Below are 16603 nucleotides of genomic sequence, written 5' to 3'. Positions count from 1 at the left end.
CGACCTCCAAGATCAATCAATACGCTTTTCTGTTTTCAATTCCTTATCCTAGAACCAGGCCGTCAAAGCCTGTCCAAACTCCAATCCAATGTGATAGAGAGTAAATATGATCTCTTTAATATCAATCAACGTAATAATAAGTAGAGCTAGAAGAACTTTCTCACGTTTGGTCCAATTATTGAAATTCACTTCAGATTTTGTAGGTGACATTTTTTTACTCATGATGATTTCCCGCTTTCTTTATTTTTACTTACTTTATTCTTTTCCCGTTTTTCTCTTTTCTGCCAGCTAGTTTCCACAAGTTCTCATCTGTCACTACGATGGCACAAATGGCAAGAACGACATGAGTATTATCCAACTGCTGCCACTTCATGATGTCAGCCAGCAGGACAAAAACTAGATAGGCAATTGCCAGTACTTGTACGAAGCGCGCAATGTGAAGATTGTTTAACTTTTTCATAATAGTTTCCTACTTTCTTTTTATATGATGATTTCGCTTTCATCTCTTATCTTGATATCATTGTAACACTTCTTTTTCTTTTTGACAAGTATATTTGTCAAAAAAATAATAAAAATTGTCAAAAAGTTTATGAAGATAGTCAAAATGTAGCTGATAATGGGCAATTAGACAAGCAAAAAAGCCCAAATGGGCTCGAATTTATAATTCTGATAAATACTTTCTCAAATCCTCATAGGTTGATGAAGGCAGGTGTACGCCGGGGTTAGCCACAATATAACTGGCGACACGATTGGCAAAGTCGAGCAACTGGTCCAAGGATTTTCCACTAGCTAATCCTGCCAATAGAGCGCCAACATGACTATCCCCCGCTCCCACCGCGTCTACCACTTGCGCTGGATAAGACCTTTGCTCATGCCATTGTCCATCGTAGGCCAAAGCTCCAGCCTCTCCTCTGGTTACCACCAGCGCTTGCCCGGTGCGTTCATTTAAGGTCTGCACAGCCTGCCTGATGTCAGTTTGACCTGATAATGTCAAAGCCTCTTGCTCATTGACATGGAGGATAGGAGACAAATCCAAGACTTGCTCCATGCGCTGCTTATCTATCAGATGTCCTCGCGGTCCCGGCGCAAAAATGAGCTGGGCAGGAATAGTTTCCAAACTGTCCACTAATGCCTGACCTGTTTCTTCCTCCACTTCTAAACCACAAACGTAAACATAGTCGTACTCCGATAAATCCAACTGGTCCAGCCAAGTAGGGTCAAAATGGTATTCCACACCATGGTCGGACAGAAAGGTCCGTTCTCCGTCGCTTTCGATAAAGCAGTAACAACAGCCGTTGGCTCTTTCCACTAAAACCCGTGGTTCAATTCCAATTTTTTCCAGCTCATTCCTGACAAAATGACCGTAAATGCCCGTCCCTACCGGTGAAATGAAATCATAGTCCACACCCATGTGGTGCAGGATATTGACCACATTGAAAGCACAACCGCCCAGAGACAGGACCTGTTTGTCAATATGCGCATCGCCTTGCCGCCCCGGCAACTGATCCAGATAAATCATCACATCACAAACGGTCGAACCGATTACCAAACATTTTCCCATAGCAAAACCTCCGCTTTAGAGATAGTATAGCACAAAAACTCCCCTATCCAGAGATAAGAGAGTTTGAGAATGTTACAAATTTTCAGCAACAGCGCTCAGTAAGTCTACAATCTTAGACGCATCGCTACCACCTGCCATAGCCATATCCGGCTTACCGCCACCACGACCTGCTACGATTGGTGCAAGGACTTTGATGAGGTTTCCTGCATGAACATCGCTTGACTTGCTTGCCACAAGGACATTGACCTTGTCACCGATAGCCGCAACCAACACCAAGACATCCGAGTAGTCTTTCTGCTTCCAGTTGTCAGCAAATGTACGGAGAGCACCTGCATCTGAAACTTGGACCTGGCTAGCAATGTAGCGGACACCGTTTGCCTCTTTAACATCTTTGAAGACATCACCAGCAGCTGCTGCCGCTGCTTTTTCTTTCAGACTAGCGTTTTCTTTTTGCAAATCGCGGAGCTCCGCAGCCAGTGCCTCCACTTTTGTCGGCACTTGGTCGATTTGTGGCACTTTAAGGGTCTGCGCAACAGCTTTGAGAGCATCCTCGCGGTCACGAAGAGCTAGGAAAGCTTCCTTGCCTGTCACCGCTAAAATACGGCGGGTACCTGAACCGATTCCCTCTTCTTTGACAATCTTGAAAAGACCGATTTCAGCTGTATTGCCAACGTGGGTACCACCACAAAGCTCGATAGAATAGTCACCGATTGTAACCACACGAACCACTTTGCCATACTTCTCACCAAAGAGAGCCATAGCCCCCATTTCTTTAGCCGTATCAACATCCGTTTCAACTGTGACAATATCCAAGGCTTCCCAGATTTTTTCATTGACTTCATTTTCAATACGACGAAGTTCATCAGCTGTCACTGCTTCAAAGTGTGTGAAGTCAAAGCGGAGGAATCCTTCCTCGTTCAAGGAACCAGCCTGGGTTGCATGCTCACCGATGACATGGTGAAGAGCGGCATGAAGCAAGTGAGTTGCTGTGTGGTTCTTCTCAACACCACGACGACGATTTGTGTCGATTTCAAGTGTGTAAGTTTGACCAAGCGAAATGCTGGCAGAGAGTTCTACGGTGTGCAATGGCTGACCATTCGGCGCTTTCTGCACATCCACAACTGTCGCAACGACATCACCTGAATCATTTTTAATCACACCACGGTCGGCAACCTGACCACCCATTTCAGCGTAGAATGGTGTTTGGTCAAAGACAAGGAGGGCTTGACCTTCTGACACAGCTTCTGTCCGCTCATTGTCCGCGATAATCACTTCCAATTTGGCATCTAGGCTAGTTTGACCATAGACAAAAGTTGAGCTTTCGGTAATACCTGCCAGGGTTTCATTTTGCATACCCATTGAGCCACCTTTGACAACGGCTGCACGCGCACGGTCCTGCTGCTCTTTCATAGCAGCCTTGAAGCCTTCATGGTCAATCTTATAACCCGCATCTTCAGCCAATTCCTCGGTCAATTCCACAGGGAAGCCATAGGTATCGTAGAGTTTGAAGATGTCCTTACCTTCAAGAGTGTCCTTACCAGCTGCTTTCAAGTCAGCCAAAAGTTCCTCCAAGTGACCGCTACCAGCATCAATGGTGCGAGCAAAGGTTTCTTCCTCACGCTTAACGATTTTCTCGATAAAGTCACGTTTTTCAAGCACTTCTGGGTAGTAGCTTTCCATGATAGTACCAACCGTTTCTACCAACTTGTACAAGAATGGCTCGGTGATACCCAAACGGCGACCGTGCATGACAGCACGACGGAGCAAGCGACGAAGAACATAACCACGTCCTTCATTTCCTGGAAGGGCACCATCACCGATAGCAAATGACAAAGCACGGATATGGTCTGCGATGACCTTGAAGCTCATGTTATCGCCGTCTGGATCGTAAGTCTTACCAGAAATCTTTTCTACTTCACGAATGATCGGCAAGAAAAGGTCGGTTTCAAAGTTTGTCTTAGCCCCTTGGAAAATAGCTGCCAAACGCTCCAAACCTGCACCCGTATCGATGTTTTTATTTGGCAATTCCTTGTATTCAGAACGCGGAACAGCTGGATCAGCGTTAAACTGTGACAATACGATGTTCCAAATCTCGATGTAACGGTCGTTTTCAATGTCTTCTTCCAGCAAACGAATGCCAATGTTTTCAGGATCAAAGTCTGTGCCACGGTCAAAGAAAATTTCCGTATCTGGACCAGAAGGACCTGCACCAATTTCCCAGAAGTTATCCTCGAGTGGAATGAGGTGACTTGGGTCTACACCAAGCGCAATCCAGCGGTTGTAGGAATCCTTATCATCTGGATAGTAGGTCATGTAGAGCTTGTCTTTTGGAAAGGCAAACCATTCTGGACTTGTCAAGAGCTCAAAGCCCCACTCAATGGCCTCATCACGGAAATAATCACCGATAGAGAAGTTGCCCAGCATTTCAAACATGGTGTGGTGGCGAGCGGTCTTACCAACATTTTCAATGTCGTTGGTACGTATTGATTTTTGAGCGTTAGTAATCCGTGGATTTTCAGGAATGACAGAGCCGTCGAAATATTTTTTCAGGGTCGCCACACCAGAGTTAATCCAAAGCAAAGTTGGGTCGTTAACTGGAACAAGATTGGCAGAAGGCTCAACAGAGTGGCCTTTTGATTTCCAGAAATCCAACCACATTTGACGAATTTGAGCAGAAGATAAATTTTTCATAATTAAGATACCAAGCCCGATTAGAAGGCGACTGAAAAATAGGAAACTGGCAGGAAATCCTTACTTCCTAGACAGTTTACTTTTTTTCCGAACCTTCCGGGCGGGTTCAGTTAGACTGATTAACTGAACCATTCCTTTCGTTTTTTGTTTGTTTAATGATGTTTAGCTTGATGCAGATTCCAGCATCTCCACATAGTCAATGGCGATGACTAGGGAAATAACTAAATCAGCATAGTCGTCGTGGTAAACTTTAACCGAATAATGAGAAGTTAGGTGAAAAAGTTCTTTGGAGATTTCAGCTACCAGCTGACCGTCGACCGTCCGCAGTCGAAAATCCAAATCCCAGATATTGCCCTCAAGAGCTAGCCCCAGATTTTCCACCGAGTATTTATCTCTAAAGAAAGTCAATTTCTGTTTCAGATAAAAGGAATGCCCGCTGGCCATGTCAATGGTAAATTGAGGTAGCCAGGTCAGAAATTTCTTGGTAATCTGACTGATTTCCTGTCCTTGGCTGTTTACAATAGTGAACCGCTTGGGAATTTCCAGGAAGGAACCCTGAACCTGATAGGCTAGATTGCCCTGACTATCCTGAATATCGAATTTTTCTCCACCAAAGGTGAACCGCTGTTTCACAAGAAATTCTTTCATGATAACCTCCAAAAAAATGACAAGAAACCAAACGAAGGGCGAAAAACCGCGGTACCACCTTCATTCAATGACTTGTCATTCTTCATTCAGAATCTGTATTCACAGGTAAGCCAACCTCGACTTAGGTACTAAGGTACTTAGGTACTAAGGTACTGAGCTCTGGATACAGGTTCTCACTATTCAATTGTGCTAACGAGTAGCAAGATGATTTACTCAGATGGCTCGCAGCGACCGCCAATTTTCTGAACTGAGTGGATAACCATCCATTCTCGATAGATTATTTGTTTTCATCTTTCTTTTCTTCAGAGCTTGATGAAGCATCTGTCGAAGACGAAGCGTCTGTTGAAGATGAATTAACTTCAGATGGAATATACTGAGAAAGAATGTTTTGGAAGGCTGGGTCTTTGACCTTAACGTTAGCTGCTTTCAACTCTTCTGAAACAACAGTCGAAATGAAGGCTGCATCGTTTTGCTTAGCTGTAAGAATGACTTCTTTCAACTTGTCTTTGTATTCTTTCCAATCTTTTGCTTTTTCAGTTTTGCTTTCCAATTTTACAACATAGTAACTTGTTGTATAAGTTGTCGGGTCAACCACAGGGACGATAGACGCGCCAACTTGGCCATTGTCAAGTGCAAAGACTGCTTGTTGAACTTCTTTTGGCACTTCTGTTGAAGTAGAGTCAAACTTGACTTCTCCACCCTTGTCCTTAGCCTTGCTGTCTGCTGAATTATCCTTAGCCAATTGGGCGAAATCAGCACCGTCTTCCTGAGCTTTTGCCAAGATTTCTTTCGCCTTAGCTTCGTCTGTCAATTGGATGACACGCGCAGTTACTTCTGGCGTATAGTTTTCATAGGCAGCCTTATAGTTGTCATCTGTCAACTCTTTTTCTGCTGCTTGTTTAACAGCATACTCAACCAATTTATTGGTACGGATTTGTTGCTTATAGCTCTCTGTATTCAAGCCAGCTGATGCCAGAGCCTGCTGGAATGAATCACCATACTGCTCTGCCATTTTATCAAAAGCCTCAGTGACTTCCTTGTCTGATACCTTGTCTCCGTAATTTTCTTCAAATACTTCTGTAATCAGCATAGACAAGAGAACCTGCTGAGCATTTGGATTGTTTTTTACTTCGTCATAGAATTCCGAAACAGTAATGGTTTGCCCTTTTAAGCTGACAATATCCTTATCAGTTGATGAAGTACAAGCTGCTAGGGTAACTGCTGCTAACAATGTTACCGCACCAGCAATAATTTTTCTTGATTTCATTCGAAAATTAACACTCCTTCTTTCTTTAACCCATCCATTATACCATAAAATCTTATAAAATTCTTAAATATCATCTAGATTCAGCTCAACATTTTCCAAATTTTTACGGAGCATCAGGAGCCCATCACTGAGTGAAACAAGACTGGCTGTCAAATCTGGATTATCCAAGGTCGCATTGAAGAGTTTCTGTAAACCCTTGTAAATGGTCCGCTGACCACGACGCACTTCCATGATGTCCTTAGCCACATCGCCTCCCTGGAAAATATCATCGATGACAATGATACCACCCAGCTTAACCTTCTTCAGAACTTCAGGCAAGAAAACGATATATTTGGACTTGGCAGAATCCATGAAAACAAAGTCATACTGGTCATCGGCCAGAGTTGGAAGTAACTCCATGGCCTCCCCTTCCAGCAAGGAAATCTGCTTGCGACTATCATACTTGGCAAAATTTTCTTTGGCTAGACCAATCATTTCCTCGTTGCGATCAATAGTCGTAATCTGAGCATTTGGACTATTTTCAGCCATCAAAAGGGCCGAAAAGCCGATTGCTGTACCAATTTCAAGAATATTCTGCGGTTGCAGGGTCTGCAAGAGCAGGCGGAAAAAGGCTACCGTCTCATGTGGGATGACAGGAATATTTTCCTTCTGAGCAAAGACTTCGAGCTCTTTCAAAAATCCTCTATTCTGCGCCTGACGTGTCCGCATAAAGTCCACAATTTCTTCCTTGACAACAGGCCGGCGCATATTGTGGTTTGCGTTTTCTGAGTATGATTGTACCATGTTTCCAAGTATATCACACGCCCGAAATTCGGTCAAGAATAGCTATTTCACAAGAAAAAGACAGGCTAGAGCCCATCTTTCCATGCTTGTGATATTTTCAGAATGCGTGCTATTTGTTCAGCTGTTCTTTCCAGGTTCACTTCCGCTAAAGCCAGCGACTCCTCTAAGCTCGCTAATTTAGAGATAATGGGAAATGCGGCGCAGATATTTTCAAAAGGAAAATCAGGCAAATCGTCCGCAAGACTACCACATATAGCAACAACAGGTACTCCCTGCTTGACCCGGCGGGCAACACCAATCGGAGTCTTACCAGAAAGACTCTGTCGATCCAGACGGCCTTCACCAACTATCACCAGATTAGCCTGGCTAGCACGTTGTTCAAAATCCAGCTGATCCAGCACAAAGTCAATACCCGAATGAATTGTAGCGCCGGCAAAGGCACAAAGCCCTGCAGCCATACCGCCGCCCGCACCAGCTCCTTCCTTTTCAATCAAATCAGGATTAACGAGCTGATAAAAATCGTGCATCTCCTTATCAACTTGGGCAAACCTTTCCGGTGCCAATCCTTTTTGAGCTGCAAATACATAGGTCGCCCCATTCTGCCCGCACAAGGGATTGGTCACATCAGTGATTAAATCAATCTGAATAGCAGCACTATCAAATCCTGTATCGGGTTTGGAATAGCTGACCACCTTGCCCAAATTGGCCCCTATCGGCTCCAACTCCTGACCATCCTTATCGAAGAATTGAAATCCCAAGCCAGCCGCCATGCCCATTCCACCATCATGACTAGCGGAACCACCCACTCCAATCATAATTCGCTCCATACCGGCCTCAACCAGATGGACAATGAGCTCCCCCAGTCCTCTGGTCTGAATCTGTAATGGAGCTCGACTTTCTATTGGAATAGAGGCCAGACCCACAAGCTCAGCCATTTCAAACATGGCCAAACTTCCTTTTACCGCATATTGAACCTGAATGTTCTCCCCAAAAGGACCGGTAACCTGGGTTGATTGCCTGTTTAATCCCAAACTATGCACCAGGCTATCCAGTGTCCCCTCTCCTCCATCTCCAAGCGGCATCAAATCGTAGGAGGCCTCTGGAAATACCTTTGAAAATCCATTTTTTATAACCCTAGCCACATCTGGAGCGGCCAAGGATTCCTTAAAAGAATCTGGCGCAATCAAAACATGCATCTAGCTGTCCTCCGAGCATCTACTCATTTTCGACTTGGAATTGAATCAAGTAATTCTTCTTATCCAGCTGACCGGTAAAGTTATCGCCGACTTTGATAAATGGTAACTTGTCTGTACTGTCTTCCGTCGCCTTAACCTTATAAATCTTGCCTTCCGACTGGATATAGTAGACCGTTGAACCAGCAATCATCTGACTACCCAAGGCCTCGATTTTACCAGAGACAGTCTCGAGCTCTTCTGCCTCTTGTCCATCTGCTGTGCTTGCCAGACCAGACAAGCTCGAGGCATCTGTCCCGGATACCTGAGAAATCAAGGTCGCCACGTCATTGTTAACTGTCACCTGCTGGTAATCTTCGGCATCGACCAGGGCATAGGATTTTACTAGACCGGCGTCGTCCTTGAGAGAAACAAGGTAGTAGGCGGTGTCGGCTAGCTTGACCAGACTTGGTGCCGTTGCTTGGTAGCCTTTTTCTTGGACTTCTCCTTCAGCCGATTCTTGGGCGGCTGTCTCGGTTGCTGATGCCAGCTTGTAGTTGGTTATATCACGGGTCCGCATATTGACTAGAATAAAGCCCAGGTTAGATGAATCTGCTGTAGCTGAAGTAATCCCTGTGTAGAGATAGATATCCGAACCGATTGAAATATAGTTGTAGCTGTCAGTTGTATTTTTAACGCCAGTTTGGCTAAAGACCGTATTCCAGAAACCATTTTGATAAGTATAATGGTCATCAACACGGCTGATGACATTTTCGGCAGAGTAGACACGGTCCACCCATTCTGGAATGTCAGCTAAGCTATACCGCTTGCTTTCTCCTGTAACGGCATCTAGTACGATAGCACCTGTTGGGTCATTGGATGACAGACCGAATTTCGGTTGATAGATCGTAGCAATATAGTAGGGGTTGCCCTGGTCGTCAACTTCAAAGGAGGGATTGCCAAAAATCGTGGTCGGATATTGAATTCGCAGATGACGCTTGGTATCATTGAACCAATATTCTGAATCGGAGAAATGCATGGCCTGTGCCAGCTTGGCAAGCTCTGCTTTTCCTGTCGTCTGGTTGACCTTGACATAGTAGCCAATCCCGTCTTGATGGTTGCTCAGCCATTTCCAAAAAGACTTATATTCCAAAGGCGACACGCGAAAAGGTTGCTGGCCAATGGTAATCTGGCGATAATCATCCGAAATACCGAACTGAGAAACCTTGTCAATGGTGCCTAGATAGGTATCTCCAATCTTCTCAGCTGATGCCCGATCCAGGAGAGCCAGTCTAGAAATATCTGTCTCTGGGAAATCCGCCTTGAAATCCGCATCCTGAACCGTGATGACACCAGCATAGTCCTTGGCACGGAAAATGCGAGTATTGAGAGCACCAAGTAGGGTTAAGACAAGGACAATCCCCAGCAGCAGGCGACCAAACCAACGCAGATAGCTAGGTAGCCCGTTGGGCTTGAGCTGATAGGTGTCGACAGAACGATTGCGCCCAGAGATTTTTGTCACCTTCTGGACCATACCGCCTGCGGACGAGAAGACCAGTATCAACCAGACCAGCCCCAGTGATTGGAGCAAGAAGAACCAAAAACCCAGGCTCCAAATGTTGAGGGCTGGTAGATTGTACCAGTAGTATATAGCCATTTCTAGCATAAGAGCCAGCCAGGCTAATCCAATCAATTGTCTTTTCATAGAAATCTCCTCCATATCAATTCTAGTTATATTATAGCATATTTTCCCACTTGTGAAAGCGAAAACAATATTTTATTTCAGTTTTTCTCAGTCGCATCCATAGGGGAATTTTGATATAATGGAGCGATAGAAAAAGTGAAAAGGATAGAATATGAAACTCATCTCATGGAACATTGACTCCCTAAACGCGGCCCTGACAGCAGAATCCCCACGCGCGCTCCTATCTCGCGCCGTGATTGATACGCTAGTTGCAGAAGATGCCGACATTATTGCCATTCAGGAAACCAAACTCTCTGACAAGGGACCAACCAAGAAGCACTTGGAAATTCTAGAAGGCTACTTCCCAGGCTATGCCAATACCTGGCGTTCTTCTGTAGAGCCTGCTCGTAAGGGCTACGCTGGCACCCTCTTCCTCTACAAAAACCACCTGACTCCTACCATTAGCTTCCCAGCAATCGGTGCTCCTACCACTATGGACTCTGAAGGGCGCATCATTACCCTGGAATTTGACGATTTCTACGTGACCCAGGTTTATACGCCAAATGCTGGCGATGGCTTGAAGAGACTCTCAGACCGCCAAATCTGGGACGTCCAGTATGCCGAATACCTATCACAGCTTGACAGCCAAAAGCCCGTCTTAGCCACAGGTGACTACAACGTTGCCCATAAGGAAATCGACCTGGCCAACCCAGCCAGCAACCGCCAGTCACCAGGGTTTACAGATGAAGAGCGTGAAGGTTTTACCAACCTGCTTGCCAAAGGCTTCACGGATACCTTCCGCCACTTGCATGGTGATGTCCTCAATGCGTATACTTGGTGGGCACAACGCAGCCGCACCAGCAAAATCAACAACACAGGTTGGAGAATCGACTACTGGTTGGTTAGCGACCGTATCGCTGACAAGGTGACCAAATCAGCTATGATTGACTCCGGTGCTCGCCAAGACCACACACCAATTGTGATGGAAATAAGCATTTAATTTTTAGTTTATTTGATAATTAAAACCCGGCAAATGCTGGGTTTTTAAATGTATCTGATTTGAAAACGATTACTTTTTGTGGTATAATAAATATATAGATATCATTAAAGGAGGAAACATGAACAACAAGAAAATCGAACGAAAATCACTCACTGTATCAGCTATCGTCAACGGACTTAGCGGAACCGCTGGAGTGGCAGTCTATATCATCACTGGCATGAATGCCCTGTTCCTGGATGGCGTATTCTCACTGATTGCTTTCATATCATCTCTAGTCGCATTCTATATTTCAAAAAATAGCCACAAGAAAACAGCAACCTTTCCGCAGGGACTTTACTTTTTAGAACCTCTCTACGCCATTATGAAATCACTGGCGACCCTGCTCTTACTATTGTTTGCTGTCCTCGAAACCAGTGCAACAGCCTTTGCCTATTTTGTCAATGGCATTGGAAATCAGATGACCACAGGGCCTGTTATCCCTTATTCAGTTACGATGTTTTTCGTCTGTATTGCCCTTTATCTCTACAATCTCCACATGAGCGCCAAACTCAACCACATGTCAACGATCATTTTGGCAGAGGCAAAAGGAAATTTGGTCGACGGGCTCATCTCAGGGGCCATTGGCTTGGCAATCCTACTGCTATTCTTTGTCCCAATCAATGGACCGCTTGGATTTCTCCACTACACCGGTGACTTTTTCCTGACTGTGGCCTTGGCCTTGATTTCCTTTAAGGAGCCTTGGAATGGTCTCCTAACTGCTTTCAAGGAACTGGCCAACGGAACAACCCATGTGCCTGAAATCCATGAATCCATCTATCAAATTCTTGGTTCTTATCTTGACGAAGATGCTCAAGATATAGATATTCACATCTTCAAACAAGGTATGAACATCCGGGTAAAAATCAATCTGCACGATGTGGAACACCAGTTAGTGCAACAATTGCTGGCTGAAAAACCACAGATGCTCTATCTCCTGCAAAAACAGCATGAGTACATCTCAGTTGAATATGCTTTATAAGAAAAAATCTCGGCCTAGAAACCGAGATTTTCGTATGGTGTCTTGTAACCAATCTGAAGAATTTTCCCATCCTGAATGAGCAAGGGGCGCTTAATCAACATACCATCATTGGCCAACAAATCCAAGGCCTCATCAACCGTCAAGTCTGCAAACTTGTCTTTCAAACCCAATTCGCGATAGCTGTTGCCCGATGTATTGAAATACTTCTTCAACTCCAATCCAGTCGCATCCATCCACTCTTTCAATTGAGCAGCCTTGGGCGGTGTTGTCTTGATGTCGATAGCTTCAAATTCTAGACCCAGTTTTTTGAGCTCAGCCTTAGCTGCCCGACAGGTTGAACATTTTGGATATTCGTAAAATAAAATCATTTCCTCACCTCAAAATACGGATTTTCATGTTGCAGGAGCCAAATTTTTCTATCCAAGCCCCCAGCATAGCCAGTCAACTTCATGTCACTTGACAGAACACGGTGACAGGGAATGATGATAGACAAGGGATTTCTTCCCACTGCTCCGCCGATTGCCTGACCTGATTGGATGTCCAAGGCCTTGGCAATCTGACCATAGCTTGTCGTCTGACCTACAGGAATTTCTTGTAAAATTCGCCAGACCTTCATTTGAAAATCCGTCCCTCGTAAATCTAGTGGCAATTGGCTAAAGCCAGGGAATTTTCCAGCAAAATACTCTGCCAATAAGCGTGCTGCCTGGTCCAAATGAGGATGAGGAGTGAGAGAAATTTCCTCTGCCACTCCCCTCTCAAAATACTTCTGATCATGAAACCAAGCCCCTACCAAGCCCTGGTCACTCGCAATCAAAGAAATGGGGCCAAGGGGACTAGTGTAGATTTGTTTGTATAGCATTATTTATGTTTAATGACACGAACCTTGATAATAGCATCCAGGTCTTCAAACTTAGCCACCAGGCTGTCAATTTTAGACTTATCTGACTCGTCTAAATCCAGCAAGGTATAGGCATAGTCACCCTTAGAACGGTTAATGATATTGTCGATGTTAATCCCTAGCTCAGACACAGCTGTCGTGATTGTCGCCACGATATTTGGCACATTTTTGTTGATCAAGGTAATGCGATACGGTGCATCGAGGAATTGCTTAACATTCGGGAAGTTGACAGAGTTGATAATCTCACCCGTCTCCATAAATTGACGAATGGTCTGACCAGCCGCAATGGCACAGTTGAGCTCCGCCTCCTCGGTCGATCCACCAACGTGCGGAAAGACTGTAATGTGCGGTTTGTTGAGGACCTCTTCTGTACCAAAGTCCGTCACATAGTTTTTAACAACACCTGCATCAATCGCCTCAAACAAATCAGCGTTGTTGACCAATTCACCACGGGCAAAATTGACCAAGGTAACCCCTTTTTTCATGAGAGCAAAGCTGTCTGCATTGAAGAGCTCACGAGTCTTGTCAGTCAATGGCACATGAACGGTGATGTAGTCTGACTGGGTAAAGATTTCCTTCAAATCATCCACGCGCTTGACGTGACTAGAAATGGTCCAGGCTGTCTCAACAGACACATACGGGTCGTAACCAAGAACATTCATACCTAGACGACGAGCATCATTTGCAATACGAGCACCGATAGCACCCAGACCGATGACACCGAGTGTCTTTCCAGAAATCTCTGTCCCAGCAAACTGCTTTTTACCTGCCTCGACCTGCTTTGGCACATCGTCGCCAGACAGGGCATTGGTCCAGGCAGTCGCACCGATATAATCACGAGCAGACAGGAGAATAGAGGCGATAACCGCTTCTTTTACCGCATTGGCATTGGCACCCGGAGTATTGAAGACCACAATCCCTTTTTCAGTAGCCACATCAATTGGAATATTGTTTGTACCAGCACCAGCACGGGCAATAGCCTTGAGATTTTCTGGAAAATCAAAGCCATGCAGGTTTTCAGAACGGATGATAAAGGCATCAGGATTGCCTGCCTGATCCCCATCTATCTGGAAACGATTGCCCAGTTCCTTGAGACCAACCTGGTTGATATTATTAAAAGTTCTAACGCTAAATACCATTTTTTTACCAAAAAGGCGGATTAGCTTCCGCCCTACTTTCATTTTTTAATTTGAGTTTAGGAGCCAACGGTCATCTTCATTCACCTCTTGATATAGACTGCGTTCGCTCTTGTGTTTGATTTTTTGATAGGCCAGGCGTTCCCCGTCAATGGGAACCTTGCCACAATAGACATAGCCCAACTTCAGCAAGATATGTTGCATAGCCTTATTTTGCTCGTGGGTATCACAACGGAAGTCTGGTCCCTTCTGGCCTTCAATCAAGCCCTGCAAGAAAGTCTGACAAAACTTTTGACCACGAACACTGGCTGACACTGCCACACGATGAAAGGTCGTATAGACTGGATTATTGTGCTGCCATTTGCCGTCATAGATTGCCTCATAGGCCTCTTCCTGACCACGATGAACCGCTGCATAAGCCACAATCTTGCCATCTACCAAGCCCACATAACCCTTACCAGATAAGATATCCTCGATTGCCTCACTCGCGCTTGGATACTCTCCCTGCCATTGGTCAATGCCAGAGGCCGCTAAGTAAGCTCGTGCCTCTTGAAAGATTGCTTCGATGGCCCCGACTTCATTGGGATGTGCCAGACGGATTTCCATTAGGCATTCTCCGCAGCAAATTTCTTCATGAAGTCAATCAAGTCTACAACGCCTTGACGCGGGAAGGCATTATACAAGGAAGCACGCATGCCGCCAACGGAACGGTGACCCTTGATGTTCTTAAAGCCTGCTGCAGTCGCTTCTTTGACAAACTTAGCATCCAATTCTTCGCTTGGTGATACAAATGGAATGTTGGCCACTGAGCGCTGTTCCTTGATGCGAACAGGGTTGGTGTAGAAAGCAGACTGGTCAATGTAATCGTAGAGCAGACCAGCTTTTTCGCGGTTGATTTTTTCCATTTCATCAACGCCACCGATTTCTTTGACCCATTCAAAGACAAGTTTTGAAATGTAGATAGAGTAAGCTGGCGGTGTATTGTAAAGTGACTCATTGTCTGCTTGGATACGGTAGTCCAGCATGCTTGAAAGTACTGGCTCGTCGTTGAGGAAATCTTCACGGACGATAACCACTGTCACACCTGCAGGGCCTATATTTTTCTGAGCACCTGCATAAATCATGGCAAAATCTTCCACATTATAGCGAGCTGCCAAGATGTTTGACGACATGTCACCAATCACAGGCACACCGTTGGTATCTGGAATATCATAAACTGCTGTTCCTTCAATTGTATTGTTGGTCGTCAAATGCACATAGGCTGCATTTGGGTCGATGTCATTTTTGTTAAATGTAGGCAATTCTGCATAGGTAATTTCCTCAGAAGAACCCAGCAAAATTGGCTCAAAGTCAATAGTTTTAGACAGCTTGACAGCCTCAGTATAGGCTTTTTTCCCCCATGAACCACCAGCCAAATAGTAGGCTTTCTTGCCCTTGGCAAAATTGAGCGGAATCATGGTAAATTCAAGGGATGCACCACCCTGCAAGAAAATAACCTTATAGTTATCTGGAATAGCCATCAGCTCGCGCAGGGTCGCCTCAGCACCTTTAATAATATCGTCGAAATCCTTGGAGCGATGGGACATCTCCAACACACTCATTCCCGAACCATTGTAATCCAAAAATTCAGCTTGTGCCTTTTCCAGCACTGGTTTTGGCAAGACTGCAGGACCTGCAGAAAAGTTGTAGATTGTCATAAAAACCCTCCAAATTAAGATGAGCCTATTATACCACATGAAAATGAAATTTCACCATTATTTTCCATTTTTAGTGACTAAATATTCGGTTTATCATCAAATTTTTCCGAAAAATTTCATATATTATTCTGAAATAAACTTGTTTTTATACATTTTTCTAAAATTATATTATAAAAAGACCAGCCTAAGCCAGTCCATGATAGAGGTCATATACTTCTTGTTTTTTTAGTTGATAGCGTTTGGCAACTTCTTTAATAGCTTGATTTGGTTTGCGACCTACTGCGATTTCTGCCTCAACTTCCGCTACCAAATCGACCTGGTCTACGGAAGGAATGTCCTCATCACTAGCTCCAGCTACAATAATCAAGCATTCGCCTTTGAGGGGATTATCTGCTAGAAAATCCAATAATTCTGAAATGGTCCCACGTTGGTATTCTTCGTAAAGCTTGGTCAATTCACGAACGACCGTCACCTGACGATCTCCGTAGACAGCGAGCATATTTTCCAAGGTATCAGCCACACGATAGGGAGATTCGTAGAAAATCTGTGTTTCTGGATACTGTAGCTTTTGCTGGAAAAATTCCTTTTGCTGACCTGATTTTCGCGGTAAGAAGCCATAAAAAATATGAGGCTGTGGAGCTATTCCTGATCCAATTAAAGCTGTGATCCCAGCCGAGGCACCAGGCAGGGCAATGACTGGAATATCCTCTGCAATGGCAGCCTTAACCAAATCATGACCCGGGTCTGAAATAGACGGTAGGCCTGCATCCGAAACCTGGGCCAAGGATTGACCTGATTTAAGCAAGTTTATCAGCCCAGGAATTTTTTCATAGGCATTATACTCGTGAAAGGACGTCTGCTTGGTTTCAATTTCGAACTGCTTTAGGAGAAGTCCTGTATTGCGCGTGTCCTCAGCTGCAATCAGATCAACATTTTTCAGCGTGTCAATAGCCCGCAAGGTCATATCTTGCAGGTTACCAATCGGTGTCGGTACCAGGTAAAGACTGCCGTAAGCTGTTTGTCCCTTAAATGATTTTTGTAGTTTCAT

The 16603-nt window shown here is 44.8% G+C and carries 16 protein-coding genes; 2 read left to right on the top strand and 14 right to left on the bottom strand.

Annotated elements, in window-relative coordinates; all coding sequences use genetic code 11:
- Positions 1-250 precede the first annotated feature (250 nt).
- From ACVC7T_RS01115 to ACVC7T_RS01080, 8 genes are all read right to left on the bottom strand, one after another.
- Complete coding sequence (locus tag ACVC7T_RS01115) at positions 251-460, bottom strand: hypothetical protein (RefSeq protein WP_105122177.1); 210 nt, start codon at positions 458-460, stop codon at positions 251-253.
- A gap of 198 nt (positions 461-658) precedes the next feature.
- Positions 659-1561, bottom strand: coding sequence for a carbohydrate kinase family protein (locus tag ACVC7T_RS01110; RefSeq protein ID WP_394733442.1), 903 nt, complete (start codon positions 1559-1561; stop codon positions 659-661).
- Between the two features lie 72 nt (positions 1562-1633).
- Positions 1634-4252: an alanine--tRNA ligase gene (gene alaS / locus ACVC7T_RS01105; protein WP_447262315.1), complete on the bottom strand. Its 2619-nt coding sequence runs from the start codon at positions 4250-4252 to the stop codon at positions 1634-1636.
- 162 nt (positions 4253-4414) lie between these two features.
- Complete coding sequence (locus ACVC7T_RS01100) at positions 4415-4900, bottom strand: LURP-one-related/scramblase family protein (protein ID WP_125265525.1); 486 nt, start codon at positions 4898-4900, stop codon at positions 4415-4417.
- A 277-nt stretch (positions 4901-5177) separates the two neighbouring features.
- Complete coding sequence (gene prsA / locus ACVC7T_RS01095) at positions 5178-6167, bottom strand: peptidylprolyl isomerase PrsA (protein WP_105111429.1); 990 nt, start codon at positions 6165-6167, stop codon at positions 5178-5180.
- A gap of 63 nt (positions 6168-6230) precedes the next feature.
- Positions 6231-6950, bottom strand: a complete 720-nt coding sequence (locus tag ACVC7T_RS01090; protein WP_105111428.1) for an O-methyltransferase — start codon at positions 6948-6950, stop codon at positions 6231-6233.
- A 65-nt stretch (positions 6951-7015) separates the two neighbouring features.
- Positions 7016-8146: a glycerate kinase gene (locus ACVC7T_RS01085; RefSeq protein WP_447262314.1), complete on the bottom strand. Its 1131-nt coding sequence runs from the start codon at positions 8144-8146 to the stop codon at positions 7016-7018.
- A gap of 19 nt (positions 8147-8165) precedes the next feature.
- Positions 8166-9827 (bottom strand): hypothetical protein, encoded by a 1662-nt coding sequence (locus ACVC7T_RS01080; protein WP_447262313.1) that lies wholly within the window; start codon positions 9825-9827, stop codon positions 8166-8168.
- 151 nt (positions 9828-9978) lie between these two features.
- On the opposite strand from ACVC7T_RS01080, the gene ACVC7T_RS01075 reads away from it, so the two are divergent.
- A complete protein-coding gene (locus ACVC7T_RS01075) occupies positions 9979-10806 on the top strand; it encodes an exodeoxyribonuclease III (RefSeq protein ID WP_447262312.1) in 828 nt (275 codons plus the stop codon).
- Positions 10807-10924: 118 nt separating this feature from the next.
- The gene (locus tag ACVC7T_RS01070) at positions 10925-11824 is read left to right on the top strand and encodes a cation transporter (RefSeq protein ID WP_447262311.1); all 900 of its coding nucleotides are present in this window, start codon (positions 10925-10927) and stop codon (positions 11822-11824) included.
- A 14-nt stretch (positions 11825-11838) separates the two neighbouring features.
- Here ACVC7T_RS01070 and ACVC7T_RS01065 read toward each other — a convergent pair whose 3' ends face one another.
- From ACVC7T_RS01065 to rsmI, 6 genes are all read right to left on the bottom strand, one after another.
- Positions 11839-12192 (bottom strand): arsenate reductase family protein, encoded by a 354-nt coding sequence (locus ACVC7T_RS01065; protein ID WP_105122170.1) that lies wholly within the window; start codon positions 12190-12192, stop codon positions 11839-11841.
- Positions 12189-12686, bottom strand: coding sequence for a methylated-DNA--[protein]-cysteine S-methyltransferase (locus ACVC7T_RS01060; RefSeq protein ID WP_447262331.1), 498 nt, complete (start codon positions 12684-12686; stop codon positions 12189-12191). The genes ACVC7T_RS01065 and ACVC7T_RS01060 overlap by 4 nt, the downstream gene beginning before the upstream one ends.
- Positions 12683-13861 (bottom strand): phosphoglycerate dehydrogenase, encoded by a 1179-nt coding sequence (locus ACVC7T_RS01055; RefSeq protein ID WP_447262310.1) that lies wholly within the window; start codon positions 13859-13861, stop codon positions 12683-12685. Before ACVC7T_RS01055 ends, ACVC7T_RS01060 begins: the two co-directional genes overlap by 4 nt.
- Before the next feature lie 45 nt (positions 13862-13906).
- Positions 13907-14464 (bottom strand): GNAT family N-acetyltransferase, encoded by a 558-nt coding sequence (locus tag ACVC7T_RS01050; protein ID WP_105160042.1) that lies wholly within the window; start codon positions 14462-14464, stop codon positions 13907-13909.
- Positions 14464-15555, bottom strand: a complete 1092-nt coding sequence (serC, locus tag ACVC7T_RS01045; protein ID WP_172062587.1) for a 3-phosphoserine/phosphohydroxythreonine transaminase — start codon at positions 15553-15555, stop codon at positions 14464-14466. The genes ACVC7T_RS01050 and serC overlap by 1 nt, the downstream gene beginning before the upstream one ends.
- 184 nt (positions 15556-15739) lie before the next feature.
- A complete protein-coding gene (gene rsmI / locus ACVC7T_RS01040; protein WP_447262309.1) occupies positions 15740-16603 on the bottom strand; it encodes a 16S rRNA (cytidine(1402)-2'-O)-methyltransferase in 864 nt (287 codons plus the stop codon).

It is taken from the genome of Streptococcus sp. P25B114 (assembly GCF_053010325.1).
This window is presented reverse-complemented; position numbering and strand designations above follow the sequence as displayed.